Origin of the sequence: Roseovarius mucosus DSM 17069 (assembly GCF_000768555.3) — a bacterium.
In the GTDB taxonomy this organism is placed as follows: domain Bacteria; phylum Pseudomonadota; class Alphaproteobacteria; order Rhodobacterales; family Rhodobacteraceae; genus Roseovarius; species Roseovarius mucosus.
Map to the genome: position 1 here is coordinate 86,798 of NZ_KN293976.1, position 22,658 is coordinate 109,455.

Annotated in this window: 26 protein-coding genes and 1 pseudogene; 11 read left to right on the forward strand and 16 right to left on the reverse strand. The window is 63.9% G+C overall.

The genetic code is table 11. The features are described 5' to 3' along the window. Positions 1–5: 5 nt before the first annotated feature. Both sucC and mdh read right to left on the reverse strand, forming a co-directional pair. Positions 6–1,199 (reverse strand): ADP-forming succinate--CoA ligase subunit beta, encoded by a 1,194-nt coding sequence (gene sucC, locus ROSMUC_RS04260; protein ID WP_037270418.1) that lies wholly within the window; start codon positions 1,197–1,199, stop codon positions 6–8. A gap of 225 nt (positions 1,200–1,424) precedes the next feature. Further along, positions 1,425–2,387, reverse strand: a complete 963-nt coding sequence (mdh, locus tag ROSMUC_RS04265) for a malate dehydrogenase (RefSeq protein WP_037270071.1) — start codon at positions 2,385–2,387, stop codon at positions 1,425–1,427. 158 nt (positions 2,388–2,545) lie between these two features. Here mdh and ROSMUC_RS04270 point away from each other — a divergent pair, with 158 nt between their 5' ends. Next, positions 2,546–3,292 carry a sulfite exporter TauE/SafE family protein gene (locus ROSMUC_RS04270; protein ID WP_037270073.1) on the forward strand — a complete coding sequence of 249 codons (747 nt, stop codon included), beginning with the start codon at positions 2,546–2,548 and terminating at the stop codon, positions 3,290–3,292. Positions 3,293–3,297: 5 nt separating this feature from the next. Here ROSMUC_RS04270 and ROSMUC_RS04275 read toward each other — a convergent pair whose 3' ends face one another. Then, positions 3,298–3,603: a hypothetical protein gene (locus ROSMUC_RS04275; RefSeq protein WP_037270075.1), complete on the reverse strand. Its 306-nt coding sequence runs from the start codon at positions 3,601–3,603 to the stop codon at positions 3,298–3,300. Between the two features lie 210 nt (positions 3,604–3,813). On the opposite strand from ROSMUC_RS04275, the gene ROSMUC_RS04280 reads away from it, so the two are divergent. From ROSMUC_RS04280 to ROSMUC_RS04295, 4 genes are read left to right on the forward strand one after another with little or no spacing between them, the layout of a single operon-like run. Then, on the forward strand, positions 3,814–4,674 hold the full coding sequence (locus tag ROSMUC_RS04280; protein WP_037270076.1) for an HpcH/HpaI aldolase/citrate lyase family protein: 861 nt from the start codon (positions 3,814–3,816) through the stop codon (positions 4,672–4,674). Between the two features lie 5 nt (positions 4,675–4,679). Then, complete coding sequence (locus ROSMUC_RS04285; RefSeq protein ID WP_037270077.1) at positions 4,680–5,225, forward strand: NnrU family protein; 546 nt, start codon at positions 4,680–4,682, stop codon at positions 5,223–5,225. A 3-nt stretch (positions 5,226–5,228) separates the two neighbouring features. Next, positions 5,229–5,432: a DUF1737 domain-containing protein gene (locus tag ROSMUC_RS04290; RefSeq protein ID WP_037270079.1), complete on the forward strand. Its 204-nt coding sequence runs from the start codon at positions 5,229–5,231 to the stop codon at positions 5,430–5,432. A gap of 2 nt (positions 5,433–5,434) precedes the next feature. Next, a complete protein-coding gene (locus ROSMUC_RS04295; RefSeq protein WP_037270080.1) occupies positions 5,435–6,466 on the forward strand; it encodes a MaoC family dehydratase in 1,032 nt (343 codons plus the stop codon). 6 nt (positions 6,467–6,472) lie between these two features. Here the strand turns inward: ROSMUC_RS04295 and ROSMUC_RS04300 are convergent, their stop codons facing one another. Together ROSMUC_RS04300 and hrpB are read right to left on the reverse strand one after the other, a co-directional pair. Beyond that, positions 6,473–6,934 carry an NUDIX hydrolase gene (locus ROSMUC_RS04300; protein ID WP_102105864.1) on the reverse strand — a complete coding sequence of 154 codons (462 nt, stop codon included), beginning with the start codon at positions 6,932–6,934 and terminating at the stop codon, positions 6,473–6,475. 70 nt (positions 6,935–7,004) lie between these two features. Then, positions 7,005–9,462, reverse strand: a pseudogene (hrpB, locus tag ROSMUC_RS04305) (ATP-dependent helicase HrpB). Between the two features lie 117 nt (positions 9,463–9,579). Between hrpB and meaB the strand changes: the two are divergent. After that, positions 9,580–10,554, forward strand: a complete 975-nt coding sequence (gene meaB / locus ROSMUC_RS04310; RefSeq protein WP_037270081.1) for a methylmalonyl Co-A mutase-associated GTPase MeaB — start codon at positions 9,580–9,582, stop codon at positions 10,552–10,554. A 4-nt stretch (positions 10,555–10,558) separates the two neighbouring features. Here the strand turns inward: meaB and ROSMUC_RS04315 are convergent, their stop codons facing one another. Beyond that, entirely contained in the window at positions 10,559–10,798 is a 240-nt protein-coding gene (locus tag ROSMUC_RS04315) for a hypothetical protein (RefSeq protein ID WP_037270083.1), read from the reverse strand. Positions 10,799–10,921: 123 nt separating this feature from the next. Between ROSMUC_RS04315 and ROSMUC_RS04320 the strand changes: the two genes are divergently transcribed. From ROSMUC_RS04320 to ROSMUC_RS04330, 3 genes are all read left to right on the forward strand, one after another. Further along, positions 10,922–11,632: a M48 family metallopeptidase gene (locus ROSMUC_RS04320; RefSeq protein ID WP_037270085.1), complete on the forward strand. Its 711-nt coding sequence runs from the start codon at positions 10,922–10,924 to the stop codon at positions 11,630–11,632. A gap of 1 nt (position 11,633) precedes the next feature. Then, positions 11,634–11,990, forward strand: coding sequence for a YigZ family protein (locus ROSMUC_RS04325; RefSeq protein ID WP_037270087.1), 357 nt, complete (start codon positions 11,634–11,636; stop codon positions 11,988–11,990). A gap of 63 nt (positions 11,991–12,053) precedes the next feature. Next, a complete protein-coding gene (locus ROSMUC_RS04330) occupies positions 12,054–12,317 on the forward strand; it encodes a DUF6455 family protein (RefSeq protein WP_037270089.1) in 264 nt (87 codons plus the stop codon). Between the two features lie 55 nt (positions 12,318–12,372). On the opposite strand, the gene trhA is transcribed toward ROSMUC_RS04330, so the two are convergent. Beyond that, positions 12,373–13,023, reverse strand: a complete 651-nt coding sequence (gene trhA / locus ROSMUC_RS04335) for a PAQR family membrane homeostasis protein TrhA (protein WP_037270090.1) — start codon at positions 13,021–13,023, stop codon at positions 12,373–12,375. Between the two features lie 186 nt (positions 13,024–13,209). On the opposite strand from trhA, the gene ROSMUC_RS04340 reads away from it, so the two are divergent. Next, entirely contained in the window at positions 13,210–13,590 is a 381-nt protein-coding gene (locus ROSMUC_RS04340; protein ID WP_037270092.1) for a hypothetical protein, read from the forward strand. 148 nt (positions 13,591–13,738) lie between these two features. Here ROSMUC_RS04340 and ROSMUC_RS04345 read toward each other — a convergent pair whose 3' ends face one another. From ROSMUC_RS04345 to dctP, 8 genes are all read right to left on the reverse strand, one after another. Beyond that, positions 13,739–14,695, reverse strand: coding sequence for a 2-hydroxyacid dehydrogenase (locus ROSMUC_RS04345; RefSeq protein ID WP_037270095.1), 957 nt, complete (start codon positions 14,693–14,695; stop codon positions 13,739–13,741). Beyond that, positions 14,692–15,030 carry a tRNA-binding protein gene (locus ROSMUC_RS04350; protein ID WP_037270097.1) on the reverse strand — a complete coding sequence of 113 codons (339 nt, stop codon included), beginning with the start codon at positions 15,028–15,030 and terminating at the stop codon, positions 14,692–14,694. The genes ROSMUC_RS04345 and ROSMUC_RS04350 overlap by 4 nt, the downstream gene beginning before the upstream one ends. Further along, positions 15,023–15,838: a pyrroline-5-carboxylate reductase gene (proC, locus tag ROSMUC_RS04355; protein ID WP_037270099.1), complete on the reverse strand. Its 816-nt coding sequence runs from the start codon at positions 15,836–15,838 to the stop codon at positions 15,023–15,025. The genes ROSMUC_RS04350 and proC overlap by 8 nt, the downstream gene beginning before the upstream one ends. Positions 15,839–15,880: 42 nt before the next feature. Then, positions 15,881–16,381 carry a type III secretion system chaperone family protein gene (locus ROSMUC_RS04360; RefSeq protein WP_037270100.1) on the reverse strand — a complete coding sequence of 167 codons (501 nt, stop codon included), beginning with the start codon at positions 16,379–16,381 and terminating at the stop codon, positions 15,881–15,883. Between the two features lie 203 nt (positions 16,382–16,584). Then, a complete protein-coding gene (locus ROSMUC_RS04365) occupies positions 16,585–17,370 on the reverse strand; it encodes an alpha/beta fold hydrolase (RefSeq protein ID WP_102105865.1) in 786 nt (261 codons plus the stop codon). Beyond that, entirely contained in the window at positions 17,346–18,647 is a 1,302-nt protein-coding gene (locus ROSMUC_RS04370; protein ID WP_037270102.1) for a TRAP transporter large permease, read from the reverse strand. Before ROSMUC_RS04370 ends, ROSMUC_RS04365 begins: the two co-directional genes overlap by 25 nt. Before the next feature lie 3 nt (positions 18,648–18,650). Further along, complete coding sequence (locus tag ROSMUC_RS04375) at positions 18,651–19,154, reverse strand: TRAP transporter small permease (protein ID WP_037270104.1); 504 nt, start codon at positions 19,152–19,154, stop codon at positions 18,651–18,653. 64 nt (positions 19,155–19,218) lie between these two features. Continuing rightward, positions 19,219–20,208, reverse strand: coding sequence for a TRAP transporter substrate-binding protein DctP (gene dctP / locus ROSMUC_RS04380; RefSeq protein ID WP_037270106.1), 990 nt, complete (start codon positions 20,206–20,208; stop codon positions 19,219–19,221). 175 nt (positions 20,209–20,383) lie between these two features. Here dctP and ROSMUC_RS04385 point away from each other — a divergent pair, with 175 nt between their 5' ends. Beyond that, a complete protein-coding gene (locus ROSMUC_RS04385; protein ID WP_037270108.1) occupies positions 20,384–21,268 on the forward strand; it encodes a LysR substrate-binding domain-containing protein in 885 nt (294 codons plus the stop codon). Positions 21,269–21,374: 106 nt separating this feature from the next. Here the strand turns inward: ROSMUC_RS04385 and ROSMUC_RS04390 are convergent, their stop codons facing one another. Continuing rightward, positions 21,375–22,655 (reverse strand): glycerate kinase type-2 family protein, encoded by a 1,281-nt coding sequence (locus ROSMUC_RS04390; RefSeq protein WP_037270110.1) that lies wholly within the window; start codon positions 22,653–22,655, stop codon positions 21,375–21,377. Between the last annotated feature and the right edge of the window lie 3 nt (positions 22,656–22,658).

Sequence of the window (22,658 nt, forward strand, 5' to 3'; positions counted from 1 at the left end):
CGGGATCAGCCCTTGACGGCTTTCACAATCTTCTGCGCGCCGTCCTTGAGGTCGTCGGCGGCAATCACGTCGAGGCCGGAGGTGTTGATGATCTCCTTGCCCTTTTCGACATTGGTGCCTTCGAGACGGACCACGAGCGGCACTTTCAGCCCCACCTCCTTGACGGCAGCCACCACGCCCTCGGCGATCACATCGCAGCGCATGATGCCGCCAAAGATATTGACGAGGATGCCCTTCACTTGCGGGTCGGAGGTGATGATCTTGAAGGCCTCGGTGACCTTTTCCTTGGTCGCCCCGCCGCCCACGTCGAGGAAATTGGCAGGCTCGGCGCCGTAAAGCTTGATGATGTCCATCGTCGCCATCGCGAGGCCCGCGCCATTGACCATGCAGCCGATCTCGCCATCGAGCGCGATATAGTTGAGGTCGTATTTCGAGGCTTCCAGTTCCTTGGGGTCTTCTTCCGAAGTGTCGCGCAACTCGGCGATATCCGCGTGCCGGTAAATGGCGTTGGAATCAAACCCCATCTTGGCGTCAAGGCATTTCAGATCGCCCTTGTCCGACACGATCAGCGGATTGATCTCGAGCATCTCCATGTCCTTGTCGAGGAAGAGCTTGTAGAGGATACCCATCAGGTTGACGCATTGCTTGACCTGACCGCCGGTGAGCCCAAGGTTGAACGCGATGCGGCGACCATGGAACGGCTGATAGCCGGTCGCAGGATCGACGCTGAACGACAGGATCTTTTCAGGCGTCTTTTCGGCGACTTCCTCGATATCCATCCCGCCCTCGGTCGAGCAGACAAAGGACACGCGGCTGGTCTGACGATCCACCAGAAGCGCCAAGTACATCTCGGTCTGAATACCCGATCCATCCTCGATATAGATGCGGTTGACCTGCTTGCCCGCCGGTCCGGTCTGTTTGGTTACAAGAGTGCGGCCCAGCATGCGCTTGGCCTCTTCGGCGGCTTCTTCCACGGAACGGGCCAGACGCACACCACCGGCTTCACCGGCGCCTGCCTCTTTGAACTTGCCCTTGCCACGGCCACCGGCGTGGATCTGCGCCTTGACCACCCAAACGGGGCCATCGAGCGCGCCTGCGGCGGTCTTGGCCTCTTCGCCGCGCAGAACGACGCGGCCATCCGACACCGGGGCGCCGTAAGAGCGAAGCAGGGCTTTCGCCTGATACTCATGGATATTCATCAAACTGTCCCGTTTTGCTGCGATTGGGACAGGGTGTGGCATATATCCTGCGGCGATATAAATCGTTTTTTGCGGAATGGCAGGTTTTGGTGCGAAAATCGTCATTTTGTGATCACACGGATAAATCGTGTGATCACAAAATGGAAATCGGCCCGTGCCTCGGGCCAAAAAGAATCAGGGCCGAACGTGTGTCGGCCCTGATGCAGAAGCGTTGACCGCAGGAGATCAGACCAGCGAGGGGTCGATTTCCTTGCAGGCCTTGACCAGACCTTTGACCGCATCGACCGACTTGTCGAACATATCCTGCTCGTCCTTGTTGAGCTTGATGTTGACGATCCGCTCGATCCCGCCCGCGCCGATCACGGTCGGCACGCCGACATACATGTCCTTGAGGCCGAATTCGCCGTCGCAATAGGCTGCACAGGGCAGAACCCGCTTTTGATCCTTGAGATAGGCCTCGGCCATTTCGATCGCCGACGTGGCGGGGGCGTAAAAGGCGGACCCGGTCTTGAGCAGACCGACAATCTCCGCGCCGCCATCCCGAGTACGCTGCACGATCGCGTCGAGTTTCTCTTGCGTGGTCCAGCCCATTTCGATCAGGTCCGGCAGCGGGATACCCGCGACGGTCGAATACCGCACCGAGGGCACCATCGTGTCGCCATGGCCACCCAGAACGAACGCGGTGACATCCTTCATCGACACGTTGAATTCCACGCTGAGGAAGTGGCGGAAGCGGGCGCTGTCAAGCACGCCAGCCATGCCGCAGACCTTGTTCGCCGGCAGGCCCGAGAACTTCTGGAGCGCCCAGACCATCGCATCGAGCGGGTTGGTGATGCAGATCACAAAGGCGTCGGGCGCGTTGGCGGCGATGCCCTCGCCCACGGATTTCATGACCTTGAGGTTGATCCCCAAGAGGTCATCGCGGCTCATGCCCGGCTTGCGCGGCACACCGGCGGTGACGATGCAGACATCGGCGCCTGCGATATCGGCATAGGACTGCGTGCCCTTGAGCGTCGCGTCGAACCCTTCGGAGGGGCCGGATTCCGCGATGTCGAGCGCTTTGCCCTCGGGGGTGCCTTCGGCGATGTCGAACAGGACGATATCGCCCAGTTCCTTGAGCGCGGCGAGATGGGCGAGCGTGCCGCCGATCTGTCCGGCGCCGATCAGCGCAATCTTGGGTCTGGCCATTGGATCATTCTCCGTCGGTTGAAAAGTTGCGCTTGGGCCTAGTCCGAATTCAACGATCTTGCAAGAGTGCTGCACTGCGGCGGATTTTCGGCGTGACAGCGGGATACGGTCGTATACCGTGAAAGTGCAGGCAGATTCAGAGGTTAGGGGCCGGAACGATGAGCATCGAAGTGATCGCAATCGGGGTGTTCGCGGCGCTCTTGGCAGGGGTGTCCAAGGGTGGCTTTGGCTCTGGCGCGTCTTTTGCCGGGGCAGCGATTCTGGCGCTCTTTGTCTCTCCGGCTATGGCCCTCGGCATCATGCTGCCCATTCTCATGCTGATCGACGTGGCCACCCTGCGCCCCTATTGGCGGCAATGGGGACGGGTCGAGGTGGCGATGCTGATCCTTGGTGGGGTGCCGGGGATCGGTCTTGGGATGCTGTTCTATCGCAGTGCCGATGCCGATCTCTTGCGCCTTTTGATCGGGGGAATCGCGCTGATCTTTGTGCTCTGGCAAACGGTGCTCAAGGCGCGGGTGATGCGCCGGGGACAGGCCCCCTTACCGGGTTGGAGCGGGGTACTGGCAGGGTTGGTGGCCGGGTTCACCAGCTTTGTCAGCCATGCGGGCGGGCCACCTGCGGCGGTGTACCTGCTATCGCGTGGGCTCGACAAGACGCGCTATCAGGCGACCACGGTGCTGATGTTCTTTGTCTTCAACATCGTCAAGGCGGTGCCTTATGGGATGCTTGGCCTCTTCACGGCAGAGACGCTGACGATCGACCTCATCCTTGCGCCCTTCGCGCTCTTCGGCGCTTGGGTCGGTGTGCGCGCGCACCGGATCATGCCGGAACGCGCGTTCTTTGCCGTGACCTATGTCTTGCTGACGATCACCGGGATCAAGCTTATCTGGGACGGGCTGTTCTAGGCGTTCTAGGCCCCCTTGCCGGGCTTCGGCTCGGTTTCGGCGGTGGGCTCATAGGCCTGACCGCTGGCGACAAGGCAGGTGACACCATCGCTGCCCGTCACCGTGATGGTCCAACTGCCCGACGTGCCGCTGGCAAAGACCTCGACCACCATGTTGTTGGCGCCCAGCCCCACGGATTGCCGCGTCTCACCATAGGCATCGGCCAAGCGCTGCACCACCATGTCGCGCGGCGCGCAAGCCCCGGTTTGCGCCTGCGCCGGGGCATATGCCAGCACCACCGCGCTCAGACCGGCCATCACTGTCTTGATCATCAGTCACCCTTTCTCTTGGGTTGGCCCCCCGGCCGTCGCGCGCCCATCATGCCGAAAGAGTGATGAACAAGGGGTTAATGAGCCCGGACGCCGCACCGAAGCCACCGCATCGCTGCATCGCGGCGAGAAATCGCTTGAACATTTCCGCCGAAAAATGCCATTCCTGCGCAAGATTATTACCACAGCCAGAATCCATCAAAGGGAAGACCCATGGACAGCAGCATGCATCCCTACCGTTCGGTGCTATATATCCCCGGCTCGAAAGAGCGCGGGCTAGAAAAGGCGCGCGACCTGCCCACCGACGCGATCATCTTTGATCTCGAGGATGCGGTAGCGCCCGATGCCAAGGCGGCCGCACGCGCCACGCTGGTCGAGGCGCTGCGCCAGGGCGGCTATGGCTATCGCTACAAGATCGTGCGGATCAACGCGCTCACGACCGAATGGGGGCTGGAGGATGCGCGCGCGCTGCGCGACGCGGGCGCCGACGCCATTCTTCTGCCCAAGGTCAACACGCCCTCGGATGTTGACAACCTTTCGGATGTGATCGGCTCTGATCTGCCCATCTGGACCATGATGGAAACGCCCGTCAGCGTGTTCAACGCCCGCGAAATCGCGGCGCATCGGCAGGTGACGGGCCTTGTGGCCGGCACCAATGACCTGATCAAGGATCTGGGCTGCCGGGTGCGCGCCGACCGCATGCCGCTCTGGGCCTCGCTCCAGATGATCGTGATGGCGGCGCGCGCGGCGCGGATCGTGGCGGTGGACGGGGTCTACAACCGCTTTCGCGATGGGGACGGGCTCAAGTTCGAATGTGAACAGGGCCGCGACCTCGGGTTTGACGGCAAAACACTGATCCATCCCGCCCAGCTGGAAATCGCCAATACCGCCTTTGCCCCCACCAATTCCGAAATTGAACTGGCGGGACGCCAGATCGCAGCCTATGAAGAAAGCCGCGCCTCAGGTCAGGGGATTGCCGTGGTGGACGGGCAGATTGTCGAAAACCTGCACGTCGTGTCCGCACAGCGCATTCTGGCCAAAGCTCAGGCGATACGGGAAATGGCAGCGGAGTAGCACCCATGTTTTACCTCATCCTCGGGCTGATCCTCTGGATCGCGGCGCATCTCTTCAAACGGGTGGCCCCCGATCTGCGCGCAAGGATGGGGAACGCGGGCAAAGGCGTTGCCGCCCTCGGCATTCTGGCCGGTCTGGTGCTGATGGTGATCGGCTATCGGCAGGCGGACTTCATCAACGTCTGGTATCCGCCCAGCTGGACGGTGCATATCAACAACCTGATGATGCTGGGGGCGGTGTTTCTCTACGGCATGAGCGCCACCAAGGGGCGGCTGCGCGGGGCCATGCGCCATCCGCAATTGACAGCGGTCAAGGTCTGGGCGGTTGCGCATCTCTTGGTCAATGGCGATCTGGCCTCGCTCATCCTCTTCGGCGGGCTGCTCGTCTGGGCGGTGCTGGAAGTGGTGATGATCAACCGTTCCGAGGCCTGGGTGCGTCCGGCACCGGGAGAGGCGAAAAAGGATATCCTTCTGGTGGTCATTACCAGCGTGATGTTCCTCGCCATAACCTTTGTTCACAACTGGCTGGGCGTCTGGCCGTTTCCGGGGTAATCCATGAAACTCTACCGTTTTCTCAGCGCCGACGACACGTCGGAGTTCTGTCACAAGGTGACGGCCGCGCTCAACAAGGGCTGGTCGCTCTATGGCGATCCCACCTATGCCTATGACGCGGCCAATGGCGTGATGCGCTGCGGTCAGGCCGTGACCAAGGACAAGGACGGCACCTACACCCCCGATATGAAGCTGGGAGAACAATAAGCATGGCCAAGACCAATCCGGGCCGGTTTTTCGAGGATTACGAACTTGGGCAAGTGATCCCTCACGCGGTGCCGCGCACCGTGTCGGGGGGCGAGCGCGCGCTCTATCACGCGCTCTATCCGGCACGCCATGCGATCTATTCCTCCGACGAATTCGCCCATGTCTGCGGCTTGCCCGCCAGCCCGATTGATGATCTGGCGGCCTTCCATATCGTGTTTGGCAAATCCGTGCCCGACATCTCGCTCAATGCCGTGGCCAATCTGGGCTATGCCGAGGCACGGTGGCTGCGTCCCGTTTATGCGGGCGACACGCTGCGGGCACAGTCCGAGGTGATCGGACTCAAGCAGAATTCCTCGGGCAAGACGGGCGTGGTCTATGTGCGCACCACCGGCTTCAACCAGCACGACCTGCCGGTGATGGAATTCGTCCGTTGGGTGATGGTGCGCAAGCGCGACGAGGCGGCACCAGCCCCCGCCGATCACGTGCCGCAAACCGCGTCCTGCGTCGCGGCCAGCGATCTCATCATCCCGGCGGGTCTGGATTTCACGCATTACGATTTCACCCTCGCCGGAGAACCGCATCGCTGGGGCGATTACGAAATTGGCGAACAGATCGACCATGTCGATGGTGTGACCATCGAAGAGGCCGAGCATATGATGGCCACGCGCCTCTGGCAGAATACCTCCAAGACGCATTTCGACGCGACCCCGCGCGCGGATGGCAAGCGGCTGATTTACGGCGGGCATGTCATCTCGATGGCGCGCGCGCTGTCGTTCAACGGCCTTGCCAATGCCCAGATGATCGTGGCGATCAACGCGGGCAGCCACGCCAACCCGTGTTTTGCAGGTGATACCGTGCGGGCTTGGTCCGAGGTTCTGGACCGCGCCGATACAACGGCACCGGGTGTGGGCGCACTGCGCCTGCGGCTCGTGGCAACCAAGGGCGGCGCGCCCTTCAGCTTGCGTGGCGAAGACGGCAAACACCTGCCCCATGTGTTGCTGGATCTGGATTACTGGGTCTTGATGCCGAAATAAGCGGGCTCAGAATTTACGCAGAATATCCTGCAAGTCCGGTTCGTCCACGAGTTTCGCTGCCCTGCGCGGCGTGACCCAAAGCCGACGGCGTTCGCGCGCTTCGGGGAAACGGTCGCGCAATTCGTCGTCACGCAGGCGAACTTTGTAAAGCTCCGCATTGATCGGCAAAGTGGTCCCATCGCGCATCCCCTTTTCATAGGAAAACCGCCCGATATGACGTGCCTTATCGGCATCGGCGCGCACGCCCGCCTCTTCCCAAGCCTCTTGCAGCGCGGCTTCCGCGTCGCTCAGCCCTTCGATGGGCCAGCCCTTGGGCACGATCCAACGGCCCGTGTCCCGGCTGGTGATGAGCAGAACCTCCTTGCGCCCCTTGTGCTTGCGCCAGCACAGCGCCGCCACCTGCCGGCGCGGCAGGACAGACTCTGCATGCACCGCGCCGGGCACGGTCTGGGGGAAAATCTGGTTCACTCTGGTTTTGCTCTGCTCGGGCACGTTTCTCTAAACATCATATATAGGATATTTCCCCACCGGATACAAATCACGGGATGTTGCGGGGTTTGGCGCGCAGCGTGGGATCGGCCTCGGTCGGATCTTCAGGCCAGGGGTGACGCGGATAGCGCCCGCGCATGTCCTTGCGCACATCCGCATAGGAACTTGCCCAGAACCCCGGTAGATCGAGCGTGGTTTGCACCGGGCGATTACCCGGCGACAAGAGCGTCACGCGCAATGGCGTGCGGCCAACCGTGGGATGGGTGGTCTGGCCGAACATTTCCTGCAAACGCAGGGTAATTTCAGGATACTCCCCACTATAGTCGATGGGGATTTTCCGGCCCAATGGCGTGGTGAACTGCGCGGGTGCCGCCCGGTCCAGCATTTGCATCTGGTCCCAGTCCAGCCGCGCGCGCAGCGCATCGAGCATGTCGAACTTCTTCCACTCCGGCGCGCTGCGCACGCCGCGCAAATAGGGCAAGAGCCAGTCGTCCAATGTCTCGATCAGCGCCGCCTCGGACATATCCGGCAGGTCCGCCCCCCCGTCGCGCAGCAATTGCACCCGCGCGACAAAGCGCCGGGCCGGATCGCTCCAATTGAAACCCAGATCGCGCACCCCGTCCAGCATGGCACGCGCAATACGCTCCTCGGGCGCGTCCCGCCAATGCCGATCATCCAGCACCAGCGCACCAAAACGCTCTTGCTTGCGCGCCACCACACGCCGTTCGCGCCGATCCCAGAGGCAGACATCCTGCCACACGATCCGCTCGGCAAAGAGCCCGCGAATTTCCGCCTCAGAAATGGCAATGGCCTGCCGGATACGCGCCTCGCGCGGGTCGCCATCCAGATCGGTGGCCACGATCAGCCGGGTCTGGCCCATCGGGTCGCCCTCTGGCATCACCGCACCCTTTCCCCCCGAGAGCACGTAACGCGGAGCATCCCCTTTGCGGCGCAGCCCGATCCGGTCCGGATAGGCAAGGGCGGCGCATTCGGCATCGCTGCGCGTGGCTTGGCCCCGGCCCTTGGCCTGCACCGCCAGACGCCGCGCCTCGGTCTTGATCCGCTCAACCGGGCCGCGATTGACCGTATGGACATGGCGCGCCTCAAAGGCGCGCAGATCACGCGCCGCACTCAGCCGCAGCGCCAGATCAACCGGCGCGCCGCGGCCCAGCGGATCGCGCTCCGCCAAAAGCGCCGCCAACATCGCCGCCTCCGGCCCCGCAGAGGTCAGCATGTGCGCGAGGCGCGGATGCAGCGGCAGCGCCGCCAGTGCCTTGCCATGCGGCGTGATCCGACCCGTGGCCTCCAGCGCGCCCAACATCTCCAAGAGCGCGCGCGCCTCGGCATAGGCGCCGGGATTGGGCGGGGTCAGCAGCGGCAAATCCTGTGGGGCCGCGCCCCAGAGTGCCAGCTCCAGCGCCAGACCCGCCAGATCCGCCGCCTCGATTTCTGCCGGGGGATAGGCCTGCAACGCGCCCTCTTCGCCGCGTGTCCAGAGCCGATAGCATCGCCCCTCGGCCACACGCCCCGCGCGCCCCGCGCGCTGCGTTGCCTCGGCGCGCGTCACAGGCTCTGTCACCAGCCGCGACATGCCGGAACCGGGGTCGAACCGCGCCCGTCGCGCCAAGCCGCCGTCGATCACCACGCGAATATCCTCAATGGTCAACGAGGTTTCGGCGATGGATGTTGCCAGCACGATCTTGCGCCCCTCCGTGACGGGCGCGATCGCGGCGCGTTGCGCGGCAAACTCCATCGCGCCAAAGAGCGGGCGCAACTGGCAGTCACCGGGCAGACGCGGGCGCAAGAGCGCCTCGGCACGGCGAATTTCCCCCTCACCGGGCAGGAACACCAGAACGCCGCCCGTTGTCTCGGCCACGGCCTCGTTCACCAGATCGGCCAAAGCCTCTTCAAACCGCCGCGTCTTGGGCCGGGGGCGGTCGCGCCAGCGGATCTCGACCGGATAGCTGCGCCCCTCCGAGGTGATCATTGGCACATCGCCCATCAACCGCGCCACGGGCGCGGCATCGAGCGTGGCCGACATGACCAGCAGGATCAGATCCTCGCGCAGCGCCCCCCGCCACCTCTAGGCAGAGCGCCAATCCCAGATCGGCATTGAGCGAGCGTTCGTGAAATTCGTCGAAGATCACCGCACCGACGCCGCGCAACTCTGGGTCAGACTGGATCATGCGGGTCAAAATCCCCTCCGTTACCACCTCGATCCGGGTCTTGGGACCAACGCGCGCCTCGCCGCGCACCCTGTAACCCACGGTTTCCCCCGGCTTTTCCCCAAGGCTCTGCGCCATCCGTTCAGCGGCGGCGCGGGCCGCAAGGCGGCGCGGTTCCAGCATCAGGATACGGCCCCCCGTCACGCCTGCGCGCAACATCTCGAGCGGCACGACCGTGGTCTTGCCCGCACCGGGCGGTGCCTGCAACACGGCACGCCCGCCCGCGCGCAGCGCGTCGATGAGGGCCGGAATGTCCTCTTGAATGGGAAGATCGGGCGTCATGCCCCGCGTTATCGGGCATCGGCGCGCGCTTGGCCAGAGGCTTGCCAGGCCTCTCGCCTCTGGACAAGGCCCACAGGGCCAAGGCATGAAGGCAACCGACAGCAAAAAGGGCAGCGCATGGATATTGCGGATACCGCACAGAGGATCATCGCAGGCGACCGCCGGGCCTTGGCCCGCGCGATCACCCTGATCGAAAGCGCGCGCGCGGACCACCGCGCCGATGCCGCAGCGCTGATGGAGGCATTGAAAACCGCAGGCAAACAGGCGGTGCGCATTGGCCTGTCGGGCACGCCCGGTGTGGGCAAATCCACCTTCATCGAGAGTTTCGGCATGATGCTGACCGCGCAGGGCCTGCGCGTGGCGGTTCTGGCGGTCGATCCCTCCTCGGCACGCTCGGGCGGCTCGATCCTCGGCGACAAGACGCGGATGGAACGGCTGAGCCGCGATCCAGCGGCCTTTATCCGCCCCTCCCCCAGCCAGAGCCATCTGGGCGGCGTGGCGCGCCGCACCCGCGAGGCAGTGACACTCTGCGAGGCGGCCGGGTTCGACGTGGTGCTGATCGAAACGGTAGGCGTCGGGCAATCCGAGACAGTGGTTGCGGAAATGTCCGACATCTTCGTGCTCTTGCTCGCCCCGGCGGGCGGCGACGAATTGCAGGGCGTCAAGCGCGGCATCATGGAAATGGCCGATCTCATCTTGGTGAACAAGGCCGATGGCGATCTCAAACCGGCGGCGATGCGGACCTGTTCGGATTACGCAGGCGCGCTGCGCCTCCTGCGCAAACGGCCCCAGGACCCCGAAGGCTATCCCAAGGCGATGACCGTATCCGCCTTGCAGGACGAGGGGCTGCAAAAGGCATGGGACGAGATGACCGCGCTGGTGAACTGGCGGCGCGAGACTGGGCATTTCGACGGGCGGCGGGCAGAGCAGGCGCGCTACTGGTTCGGGCAAGAGGTGCGTCAGGGCCTTCTGGCGCGGCTGGAAACCCCCACGGCACGCGCCGCGATGCAGGATTATGCCGCCCGCGTGGCAGCGGGCGACATGACGCCAACCGTCGCCGCCGCCGAAGTCCTGCGACAGATTGGCGACTAATTTTCTATTTTGCGTCCGGCGCTCGGATATAGACCCCCTCGGGCAGGTCGAGCGCCGCGCGCAGATCGCGCAGCTGCCCCATCGACAGGGTAATCTTGTGCAACCGATCGGTGCGCGGATCATATTGCTCGATCGTCACGCATTCCTCGAAGGCATTGATGATCACATCCTCGCCCAAGGGTGCCGCCCCCTCGTCGACAAGGGTGATCACGGTGGCGTCGAATTCGTGCTCTATGGAAAACATGGGTTCAGCCTACCGCGTTGGCGGGTCTTTGCAAGCAGAGACTGGCGTGGTGCAAAAGACCTGTCAGAGGCGTGAAACCCTGCTAAAACAAATGAATAAATGGGTCAGAACCGGGGATTTAGAATGCGGTGGTTATCTCTCGTGGGGCTGGTGGCACTTGTGGGCTGTGTCGATGTGGTGGAACAAGGGCCCGTGAGCCAACCCGCGCCGCAAGCGACCTCACGCCCCAAGGCGACAACGCCGACGCGCGCGCAGGTCAATCAATTTATCTCAGTGGTTCAAAGGGTTGAGCCCATAGCCGAGCGCGAGTGCCGGGCGCGTTCGCCGCGCGCCAACTGCGATTTCCGGATTGTCGTGGATGACCGGCCCGGTCAGCCGCCCAATGCCTATCAGACTCTTGACCGTAACGGTCAGCCCATCCTTGCCTTCACGCTGCCTTTGATCGCGCAGGTGCGCAATCAGGATGAACTGGCCTTTGTCATGGGACATGAGGCAGCCCACCACATCTCTGGCCATATCCCGCGCCAACAACAGAATGCAGCGGCGGGGGCGATTCTCTTGGGCGGCTTGGCGGCGATCACCGGCGCGAGCCAGACCATTGTCGATCAGGCGGTCGACATCGGGGCCGGGGTTGGCGCGCGCAGCTATTCCAAGAATTTCGAGCTAGAGGCGGATGCCCTTGGCACCGTGATCACCCATAACGCAGGCTACAACCCGGTGCGCGGCGCGGAATTCTTTAGCCAGCTTCCCGATCCCGGAAATCGCTTCCTAGGAACGCATCCGCCCAATGCCCAGCGGGTCGAAACCGTGCGGCGGGTGGCTGCCGGGCTGTGACATGCGACAGCTAAAAGGCGTCGTGAACGACCGGGGATCGAACTATGCGGTCTCGGGCGGGGCGACGCAGAGCCGCGAGGCGGTGGATGAGTTCCTCAAAGCCTTGAAAAAGGACAAGAAATTCGCCCGCGCCACGCATAACACCTGGGCTGTCCTGCTCGGCGATGGCACCCCGCTCAAGGGCGACGATGGCGAGGCAGGCGCAGGCCAAGTGATCCTGCGGATGCTGGAACGCGCCGATCTGCGCGATCATGTCGTGGTCGTAACCCGTTGGTATGGCGGCAAAAAACTGGGCGGCGACAGGTTTCGCCACGTGCAGGACTGCGTGCGCGCCTATCTCGACGAGATGGCGATTTGATCGAGGTCAAGGTGCGCGGCCGCGACCTGAGGCACAGTGGCGGCGCAGCAAGGGGGCAACAGCATGCAAAGCACTTCAACCTTGAAACGTCACGCACATTTGGTGGACCGGATGGCCAACACCTTGGGCGTTGATCTTGAACAGAAAATCATGGAAGGGCAAATGACCTTCGATACCTTGGGCGACGTGGTTCTGGCCTGCACGGGCTGTGCCAATCCCGAGGCCTGCGATCATTGGCTGGCGCGGAACAAGACCGCGAGCGCAACACCGGACTATTGCCGCAACAGCGATGTCTTCAGCCTCTTGATGGCGGGCAAGCACGCTTGAGCGACCTTACAGATCGTAAGGTTTGCCCGGTGATTTCGCAACCTCTCGCGCCCCGTCAGAGGCGGGTCGCGAGGGCCGAGGCGATCCCGATGAAAAAGCACCCGCTGGCAAAGGCCACGAAAAGGTGCCAGATGGCATTGGCAAAGCGCAAACTCTCCCACGCATAGAACACCACGCCCAGCGTATAGAGCAGGCCACCTGTCAGCAACAGCACAAGGCTATGCCCCGGCAGAATCGGCGTGAGCGGGATAAAGAGCGCCACCCCGACCCAGCCCAGCGCCACATAGGGCAACCAGCCGGTCGGCATCTGGCCGGGTTTGGCCCGGATCTTGGTCACGGCGCCAAAGATGGCCAGAACCCAGACGACCGCCAGCACGACATAGCCAAAGGCGGTGCCCAAAAGCACGCTGAGCGGCGTGAAGGTGCCCGCGATCTTTACATAGATGGCCGCATGATCCAGACGGCGCAGAAGGGGCCGCGCGGCGGTATGGGCATAGAGGTGATAGGCCGCAGAGGCCCCCAGCATCAACAAGAGCGCGCCGGAATAGACGATGGTCGAGGCCAGCGTCACCCCGTCCATGTGCAACGCCCACATGGCAAAGAGCACCCCCACACCGGTGAGCGCCGCGAGGAGGCCGGCAATATGCACCGCCCCGTCAGCAAGACGTTCGGCGCGGGAATAGGCAGGATAGGACATATCGATCATCCGCTCTCTGTGGCGCAAATGTATTAATTTTTCTATGCGCTGTCTCACAATATGGATCACTCTTTCAGGATTTCGCGGCATTTTGAGGGTGACGTTGCGGCAATGCCGGTGCCGCGCCCAAAAGAATCGAGTCGCGCCCCGGCGCAGGATTTGCGATAGTGTGTGCCGCAACAAAGGAGTGTGATCATGCATCGCCGTCTTGTTCTGGGTGTCCTGAGCGCCGGGCTTCTCGCCCTTGGCTGGCCCGTCACAGCGCAACCCGCGCAGATGACCGCCGCCGAAATCAGCGCGCTGTTGTCTGGCAACACCATCGTCGGAAGCTGGTCCGGCACCGACTATCAGCAGTATTTTGCTGCCGATGGCAGCACGGTCTACATGCTGGGGGATGGCCGCCGCGACGATGGCCAATGGCGCGTGAACGCGGAGACCAACGATTATGAGAGCTGGTGGCGCAGCACCGGCTGGACCCCCTACGCCATGGTACGCACCGAGGCGGGCAGCTATGCGTGGATCAATGGCGACCGGCTCGAACCCTTCGAAGTGCTGAGCGGGCGCCAGATCGAGTAGGCACCCGCGCCCGCTGCTTAGAGCATGTGGCCTCCGATCAGGTTCACATCGCCCCGGGCTTGACCCGGGGCCTCGCCGGGGAAGGTTGGAGATCCCGGGTCAAGCCCGGGACGGGTGTGGTTTAGATAGCGCGGCATGGTCTCAGTCGTCAGTTGACCAGATTGGGCGGGGCTTCCCCGGCAAAGAAGGCACGCAGGTTCTCGACCGCCATCAGGCCCATCGCCTCGCGCACCTCGAGCGCTGCGGTGCCCAAATGCGGAAGCAATGCGACGTTCTCCATCGCCTTGAGCGCGTCGGGCACGATCGGCTCGCGCTCATAGACGTCGAGGCCCGCCCCGGCGATGCGTCCCTCTTGCAGCGCGGCGATCAGCGCCGCCTCGTCCACCACATCGCCGCGCGCAATGTTGATGAAATGCGCGGTCGGGCGCATGGCGGCAAAGACGGCCGCATTGATCAGATGCCGGGTTTCCGCCCCGCCGGGCACCGCCACGACCAGAATATCGGCGGCCGCGGCAACCTCTTCGATCGACCCAAGCTGACGCGCGTCGAAATCGAGCGGTTTGGCCGAACGGTTGTGATAGACGACCGACATGCCAAACCCGAAATGACAGCGCTTGGCAATCGCCTGACCGATGCGGCCCATGCCGATGATGCCCACTGTCTTGCCCGTGACATGCAGGCCCAGCATCTGCGTCGGGTTCCAGCCCGGCCACTTGCCAGAGCGCACCAGCCGCTCGCCCTCGCCCGCGCGGCGCGCGGTCATCAGCATCAGCGTCATGGCGATATCGGCCGTGGCATCCGTCACGGCACCCGGCGTGTTGCTGACGGCAATGCCCACGGCACGGGCGGCGGCCACGTCGATATGGTTATAGCCCACGCCGAAATTGGCGAGGATGCGACAGCGCGAATTCTCGGCCTCGGTAAAGACATCGGCCTGAAACATATCGCCCAGCGTCGGAAGGATGCCATCATAGAGCGCCAGCGCGCCGCGCATCTGCCCCGGCTTGAGGGGCGTATTGTCGTCGCGTGTTTCCACGTCGAAATGGCGGCGGGCCTCGTCCAACACGCGGTCGGGCATGGGGCGGGTGACAAGTATCCGTTTCAATGCAGTCTCTCTCCGATGGGAACGTCTTGGTCCGGGCGTATCAGAACGATATCGCCATTGCTATCGCTCAGCCCCAGCACGAGGATTTCCGACCGGAACTTGCCGATCTGGCGGGGCGGGAAATTGACCACCGCCAGCACCTGACGTCCGATCAGGCTCTCGGGCGTGTAATGCGCGGTGATCTGGGCGCTGGATTTCTTCTCGCCCAATTCGGGGCCGAAATCGACCCAGAGCTTGATCGCAGGCTTGCGCGCCTCGGGGTAGGGTTCGGCGCGGGTCACGCGGCCCACGCGAATATCCACGGCAAGAAAGTCGTCGAATGTGATCTCAGCCATTGCGCAGCGCCTTGGAGCGGTCCGTGGCGGCGGCAACGGTTTTCAGCATCAGGGGCGGCAGGCCGGTGTCGGGGTGCATCAGCACCTCCAGCCCCGCCTGCGTCGTACCATTGGGGCTGGTGACGTTCTGGCGCAATTGCGCGGGCGTTTCCTCGGCCGCCTCGGCCAGGGCACCGGCCCCTGCAACGGTCGCCTGCGCCAATTGCATCGCAAGCGCCGGCGAGAGGCCCTGCGCCGCGCCCGCCTCAGCCATACATTCGATCATGTGAAACACATAGGCCGGGCCAGAACCAGACAGGCCAGTGACGGCATCCATCTGATCCTCATGCTCGAGCCGCACCACCTGCCCCACCGCACGCAGGAGCGTTTCGGCCAGATCGAGATCAGCCGCAGTCGCATGGGCATTGCCGATGATGGCGGTGATCCCGCGCGCCACGGCAGCGGGGGTGTTGGGCATGGCGCGGATGATCGGGGTCTTATCACCCAGCGTCGCCTCAAACGCCGCAATCGGCGTACCGGCGGCGACCGAGAGGAAGAGCGTCGTGCCATTGCCCATGGCGGCCAACGTGGGCAGGGCCGCGCCCATCATCTGCGGCTTGACCGCGACCAGCACGATGGCGGGCGCATCGGGCAGATCGGTGTTGAGATGCACGCCGGTGCCGCGCAGCCACTCGGACGGGTTCGGGTCCAGCACCCAGACCGACGCGGGCGGCAACCCGCCCTTGAGCCAGCCTTGCAACATGGCGCTGCCCATCTTGCCACAGCCCAGTAAAACAAGACCTTTTTCGGCCAGATCCTGCATCGTCATGGTGTTTCCCCCGCTCTTGTCATCCGTTCGCGGGGGATAGTGTTACGCGCGGCCGTAAGCCTCTGCAATGGCCACCTGCATCGCATCGCGCGGCGATTGATCCCCCCAGATCGCGAGTTGCAGTGCGGGGTAGTAGCGCTCGGCGCTCGATACGGCGGCATGCAGCATGGTGTCGATCTGCTCGGGGCTGGCCACCTGCCCACCGGCAAGAACGAGGCCATAGCGATAGACCATGAGTTTCTGCTCGGCCCACCAGGTAAAGGACCCGGCCCAACATTCATCGTTGATTTCGTTGAGAATTTCAAAGAGCACGGGCAGCTTTTCGGCGGGCGGCTCCATGTCGAAGGTGCAGACAAGGCGCAGCGTTTCATCATAGCCGGACCACGCGAGGGTGAGCGAATAGGTGCGCCACTGGCCATCGACGGCCATGGCGATCTGATCGTCGCCGATGCGGTCGAACTCCCACTCGTGGTGTTCGGCGATGTGCTCAACAATATCAATGGGGTGGATGTCGTCCTGCAAGAACTGCTCGGAAAGTGCCATGGCGCCGCCTCATTTGCTATAGCGCGGGGGTGGCGTTGCACCCCAAGCGCTAGGTGCCTGCTCTACGGACGGGGGCCATTCCCCTCGCCCATACCAGATATGGTGCGGGGTTTGACGCGCCCTGTAAAGCTATTTGTTGAGGGGGATAGCAATATATTGTGGATGGAATGGGAGAGTGCCGCAAGAGGGGGCGGGCACAGCCCTCACCCCGTCACGAAATCCTCGACCAGAGCGTGAAAGAGCGCGGGCTTTTCCAGATGCACTGCATGGGCGGTGCCGGGCACGACGGCCAGAGCCGCGTCGGGCAGGCCTTGCCAGAGGGTTTCGACCTGTGGCCAGCGATAAGAGCGGTCGCCATCGCCCCAGAGCACCAGCGTCGGCATGGTCAGGCGGCCAAGCGCGCCGCGCCCGTCCCAATGGCTCATGGCGTCAAGCCCGGCGAGGGCTGCGGCCTCGGTCGCCTGTGCGCCCAGCTCTGCCACGATCTCGAACCCTTCCGCCGCCGCGCCCTGGCGAAACCATGTGGCCCCGATGCGCCGGATGGTTTGCGCCACCCCATCGCTGCGCAGGCGCGCGCGCGAGGTCTCGAGCGGCTCGAACCGGTTGGGCATGGCACCAAGCGGCCCGGTGCCATAGAGGATCAGCCGGGCGATACGGTCTGGGTGGGTCGCGGCCAGTTCCTGCACGATCATGCCGCCCATGGAATGCCCCATCAGGGTAAAGCGACCAATGCCCAGCTCGTCGAGCAGGGCCACCACCGCCGCCGCAAAGGCGGCGATCCGCTCAGGTGGCGGCAGGCCCGCCGACCCGGCATAGCCCGGCAAATCGGGGGCGATCACGTCGAATCGGTCGGAAAAGCGCGCAAGCTCGGCCTGCCATTGCGCCGACCCGCCCAGATAGCCATGCACAAGCACCAGCGGTGCGCCCGCCCCTGCCCGGCGATAGCTGAGACCGCTCCGCGCGATCAGCGCATCTGTTCGGGCAACCACAATGCAAGCTCCGGCATGAGGATAAGAAGAACGATCAAGAGAACAAGCGCCCCGATGAAGGGCAGGCAGCCCATGATCACATCACCGATGCTGACCTGACCGCGCCCAATGCCCTGAATGACATAGAGGTTGAGCCCTACAGGGGGTGTCAGCACCGCAATCTCCATGGTGATCGTATAGACCACCCCGAACCAGATCAGGTCGAAGCCAGCGGCGGACATCAGCGGAAAGATCGTGGGCAGGGTGATGAAGGTCATCGACACGGGTTCAAGGAACATCCCCAGCACGATGTAGAAGATCAGCACGATGGTCAGCACCACATAGGGCGAGAGATCGAAGCTGAGAAACAGCTCGGTGAACTGTTGCGGCACGCGGTAATAGGTGAGCACGAAACCAAACAGCACCCCCGCCGACAGGAGCAGGCCAAGATAGCCCATGGTGCGCATCGTGGCAAAGAGCGAGTCCTTGAACCCCTGCCATGTCAGGCCACCCACGCCAAAGGCGAGGATCACGGTCAGAAGGGCCGCGACCGCCGCCGCCTCGGTCGGTGTGGCGATACCGGCGTAAATCGCCACCGTGATCACCAGACCGATCAGGCCGATGGGCGCAATGGTGGCGGCAATCTGGACGAGCCCCATTTTCACCGCATCCTCGCTGCCCGGAATATCCTCGGGCTTGAGGATGCCCCAGACCAGCACGACGATGGCAAAGCAGGTAACAAGGATCAGCCCCGGAATGACCCCCGCGATAAAGAGATCCCCGATGCTCTGGTCGGTGACGATGCCGTAGAACAGCAGGATGAGTGAGGGCGGGATCAGAACGCTGAGCGTGCCCCCCGCCGCCAGCACGCCTGACGACAGCCGCTTGCCATAGCCCAGCCGCAGCATCTCGGGCAGGGCCACGCCGCCAATCGTCAGCGCCCCCACCATGGACGAGCCACAGACCGCGCCGAAACCCGCGCAAGCCCCGATCGAGCCATAGGCCGCCGAGCCGCGCACCCGCACGCCCTGATGCAGGAACTGATAGAGATTGGGACCGATATTGGATTTGCCGATGAGTTCACCCAAAAACACAAAGAGCGGCACCGCCAATAGGATATAGTCGATCCACACCCCCCAGAGCTTCAACTCCGCCGAGGCGATCGAGGTCTCGAAGGTCTGGATTTGCCACAGAAAGGGCAGCGAGGCCGCCGCCAGCGCAAAGGGGATCGGCACGCCCACCGCAATCAGGAACATCAAGAGGCCAAGCAGGCCAAGACCGACTTCATACCATTCCATCGCTCAGACCTCCGCTGCCGGGGTGCGCAACAGCCGCACCAGCCGCAGCACCGCGTAAATCGAAAAGAGAACCAGCGCCAAGGCTCCGGGTGCCCAGAACGCATAGCGCGGCCAGAGCAGGATTTCCGAGGACGCGCCGGAATTGAACGACCGGATCGTGGCACTGACCCCGGCCAGCGAGAAAAAGAACCCGACCCCCAGCATCACGCAGAGATTGAACACTGCCACCACCTTGCGCAGACCGGCAGGAAGGGTATCGGTCAGCATCGTGACCTTGGGATAGGCATCCTCGCGCATCGCATAGGCGAGGCCCGCAAAGGCCACCGGAAAGAGCAAGAGCGCGGTTGCCTCTGTCACCATCCGGTCGGGCGCGTTGAGCGCGTAGCGCGTGAAAACGCCGTAGCTGATCCACACCATCTGCACGAGTACCACCACGGCCCCCGCCCCAGCGAGCCAGACAACCGCGCGTTCCACATGGGCAATCCATCGGTCAAGACCGCTTTGCATGGCGTGTCTCCCTGTTGATGCAACGGGCGGCCCCCTGCGCGCTTGGCGCAAAGGGCCTGTCAGATCACGGCGCGTGCTGCGCAAAGAGATCGCGGATCTTGCCAGCCAGTTCCGGCCCGCAGGCCGCATCGACCGTCTCGTTCCACTTACCCTGCACGCTGGCAATCAGCTCCATCCGCTTGTCTTCGGGGATTGCAACGGCCGCACCGCCGCCCTTCATCACCGCATTGCCGACGCGCTGATCCACCCAATCCTCGTAACGGGGTTTCAGCCACTCTTCGGTTTCCGTGGCGGCGGCCATCACGGCGGCCTGTTCGTCGGCGGTCATGCCGTCGAACTTTTCCTTGTTCATCATGTATTGGATATTGCCGTAAAAGAGGCTCGCCTTGACCATATAGGGCATCACATCCCAGAGCTTCCAACTGGAATAGGTGGCAACGCCCATGTTGATCCCGTCCACCACGCCGCGCTCGGCGGATTGGAACACCTCCTTGGGTGCCACAAAGACCGGCGCGCCGCCCCAGGTCTCGATCATCAGGCTGACGAGCGGGCCAATGGAGCGGACCTGCTTGCCCGCAAGATTGCCGAGATCGTCAATCGCCTCTTCGAACCACCATTCCTGATCGTAGGAATAGTTCGAGTTGAACACCGGCACGAGGTTGATCGCCGCCGCCTCATCGCGCACCAGATCGGCATAGGCGGCGTCCAAGTCGATCTGCCCTTCCAGATCCACCGCCACCGGGTAGAGCGAGGTGACACGGTAGCAGGGCAGGCGCTCGTCGGCGGGCATCCAGCTCATGTCCGACACGCCGCCCTGAACCGCGTCCACACCTTCGGACCAGCCATGCAGCGTGGAGGACGGGAAGATCTCGACCTTGACGCTGCCGCCGGTCTTGTCCGCGACCAATTCGGCAAAATGCACGAAACCGTCATAGCGGATATCGGCCTCGTTCACATAGGTGGACAGGCGGATCGTGGTTTCGGCCATGGCGGGCAGCGCAACAGTCATCCCGAGCGCTGTGGTGGCAATCAGTCCTTTCAACGACATTTTCATCTCTCTCTCCTTGTTGGGGGCGTGGCGAGACCGTTCATGCGGCCGTCGTCCATTGATATTGGAGGAAATGCTAGGACAGACCCGGACGAGTCGGCCAATTCAAACATCTCATAAAACTATTCCGATCTTGCATGACCCTGCGGCCTGGCGCAATCTGGCGGCAAGGGAGAGGGTGATGGACATCAACTGGCTGCGCGATTTCGTCTGCCTTGGACGGACGCTGAATTTCACCCGCGCGGCGGAAGAGCGCAACATCACGCAATCCGCCTTCAGCCGCCGCATCAAATCGCTCGAGGCGTGGATCGGCGTGCCGCTGATCGATCGTGCCAGCTATCCGGTGCAACTCTCCGAGGCGGGGCGGCAATTCCTGCCGGTGGCGCAACAGACGGTGTCGGACCTTACCGACACGCGGCAAGCGATCCGCGAACGCGCGCGCGGCCATGCCAGCTTTCAACGCTTTGCCGCCCTGCACGCCATTTCGGTGAATTTCCTACAACCGCGCATGGCGGCGTTGGAGCGCGAGTATCCCGATCTGCGCACGCGTGTCATCTCGGACAGCCTGACCGCCTGTTGCCAGTTGCTCAGCGAAGGCGGCTGCGAATTCCTGCTCTATTACCGGCATCAGGACGTGGCCCCGATCCTCGACGAGACCCGGTTCAAGCGCAAGGACATCTGCGAAGAGCGCCTGATCCCCGTGGCCCAGCACGAGGCCGCCGCGCGCCATGGCTGGACGCTGCCGGGGCGCGCCGGGCGCGAGGTGCCCTATCTCAGCTATGATCCCAACACCTTTCTCGGCACGGTCGTGGATCAGACCATCGGCAACCGCCGCCCGGCGCTCGACCTGCGCTACATGGATGCGCTGGCAGAGGCGCTCAAGCGCCGCACGCTCGCGGGGGCGGGGCTTGCGTGGCTGCCGGAATTTTCCATCCGTCAGGAACTGGCCGACGGCACGCTGGTCCGCCTTGGCGGGCGTGACTGGACCGCGACGATGACGATCTCGCTGTTTTGCTCACCCGAACGGCTGGATGATCTGGGGCGCACGATCTGGGATCAGTTCTAGGGCCTGTCGCGCCTCATCGAAACCGCACCCGTCCCGTGCTTGACCCGGGACCTCACCGAGGCCGCGTAGAGGCCCCGGCGCGGGGGCCGGGGCGGTGCGGCCCCGATCAGAGGCAACCTGCTTTACCCTGGACCGGCGCGATCAGGATGGCACGGAAATCGTTGACATTGGTCAGCGTCGGCCCGGTCACCACCTGCCCGCCAATCGACCCAAAGAACCCATGCGCGTCATTGATCGCCAGGGCCTGTTCGGGATCGACCCCGGCTGAGGCGGCCTGCGCCAATGTCTCCGGCCCGATCACCGCCCCCGCCACCTCTGCCGCGCCATCGACGCCATCGGTGTCACAGGCCAGCGCGTGAATCCCCGCCGCCCCCTCCAAGGCCAGCGCCAGCGCCAGCGCGTATTCGGCATTGGGCCCGCCCACGCCATCGCCACGCCGCGTCACCGTCAATTCACCGCCCGAAAGCAGCAGCACGGGGGCATCCCCCGGTGCCAGCCCCGCCTGCACCTCGCGCGCCAGCGCGGCGTGATCGCGCGCCACATCGCGCGCCTCGCCCTCCAGCGCATCGCCCAGAATACGCACGCTGATCCCTTCGGCGCGCGCCACCTCTGCCGCCGCCTCCAGCGATTGCACGGGGGCGGCATAGATCACGTTCTCGACCCGGCTCAACCGCGCATCCTCTGGCGCCACGACGCCGCTCTGCCCTGCCAGCACCGCCTGCGCCGAGGCCGGCAGATCAATCCGGTAGCGCGCCACGATGTCCAGCGCCTCGGCGCTTGTGCTGGCCTCGCCCACCGTCGGCCCCGATCCGATCATGCCCGGATCATCCCCCGGCACATCGGAAATCAGCAGCGCATGCAGCCGCGCCGGATAGGCCGCCGCCGCCAATTGCCCGCCCTTGACCCGGCTCAGATGTTTGCGCAGCACGTTCATCTGGCCAATCGGCGCGCCCGACGCCAAGAGCGCGGCATTGACCGCCTGCTTGTCCGCCAGCGTCATCTCGCCCGCAGGCTGCACAAGCAGCGACGACGCCCCGCCCGACATCAGCGCCAACACCATATCGCCCTCGCCCAAGCCCTCGACCAGTTGCAGCATCCGCGCGGTGGCCGCCAGACCGGCGGCATCCGGCACCGGATGCGCCGCCTCGACAATCTCGATGCCCGCGCAGGGCCGTGCATAGCCATAGCGCGTGATCACCAGCCCCTCGCAGGGGCCCCATTCCGCCTCGACCGCCTCGGCCATGCGCGCGCTGGCCTTGCCCGCGCCGATCACCACGACACGGCCTTCGGGGCGCGCGGGCAGATAGGGGGCAAGGCTCTGCATCGGGTCGGCCACGGCCACCGCCCGGTCAAAGAGGCGGCGCAACAGGGTCTGGGGATCGGTCATGTG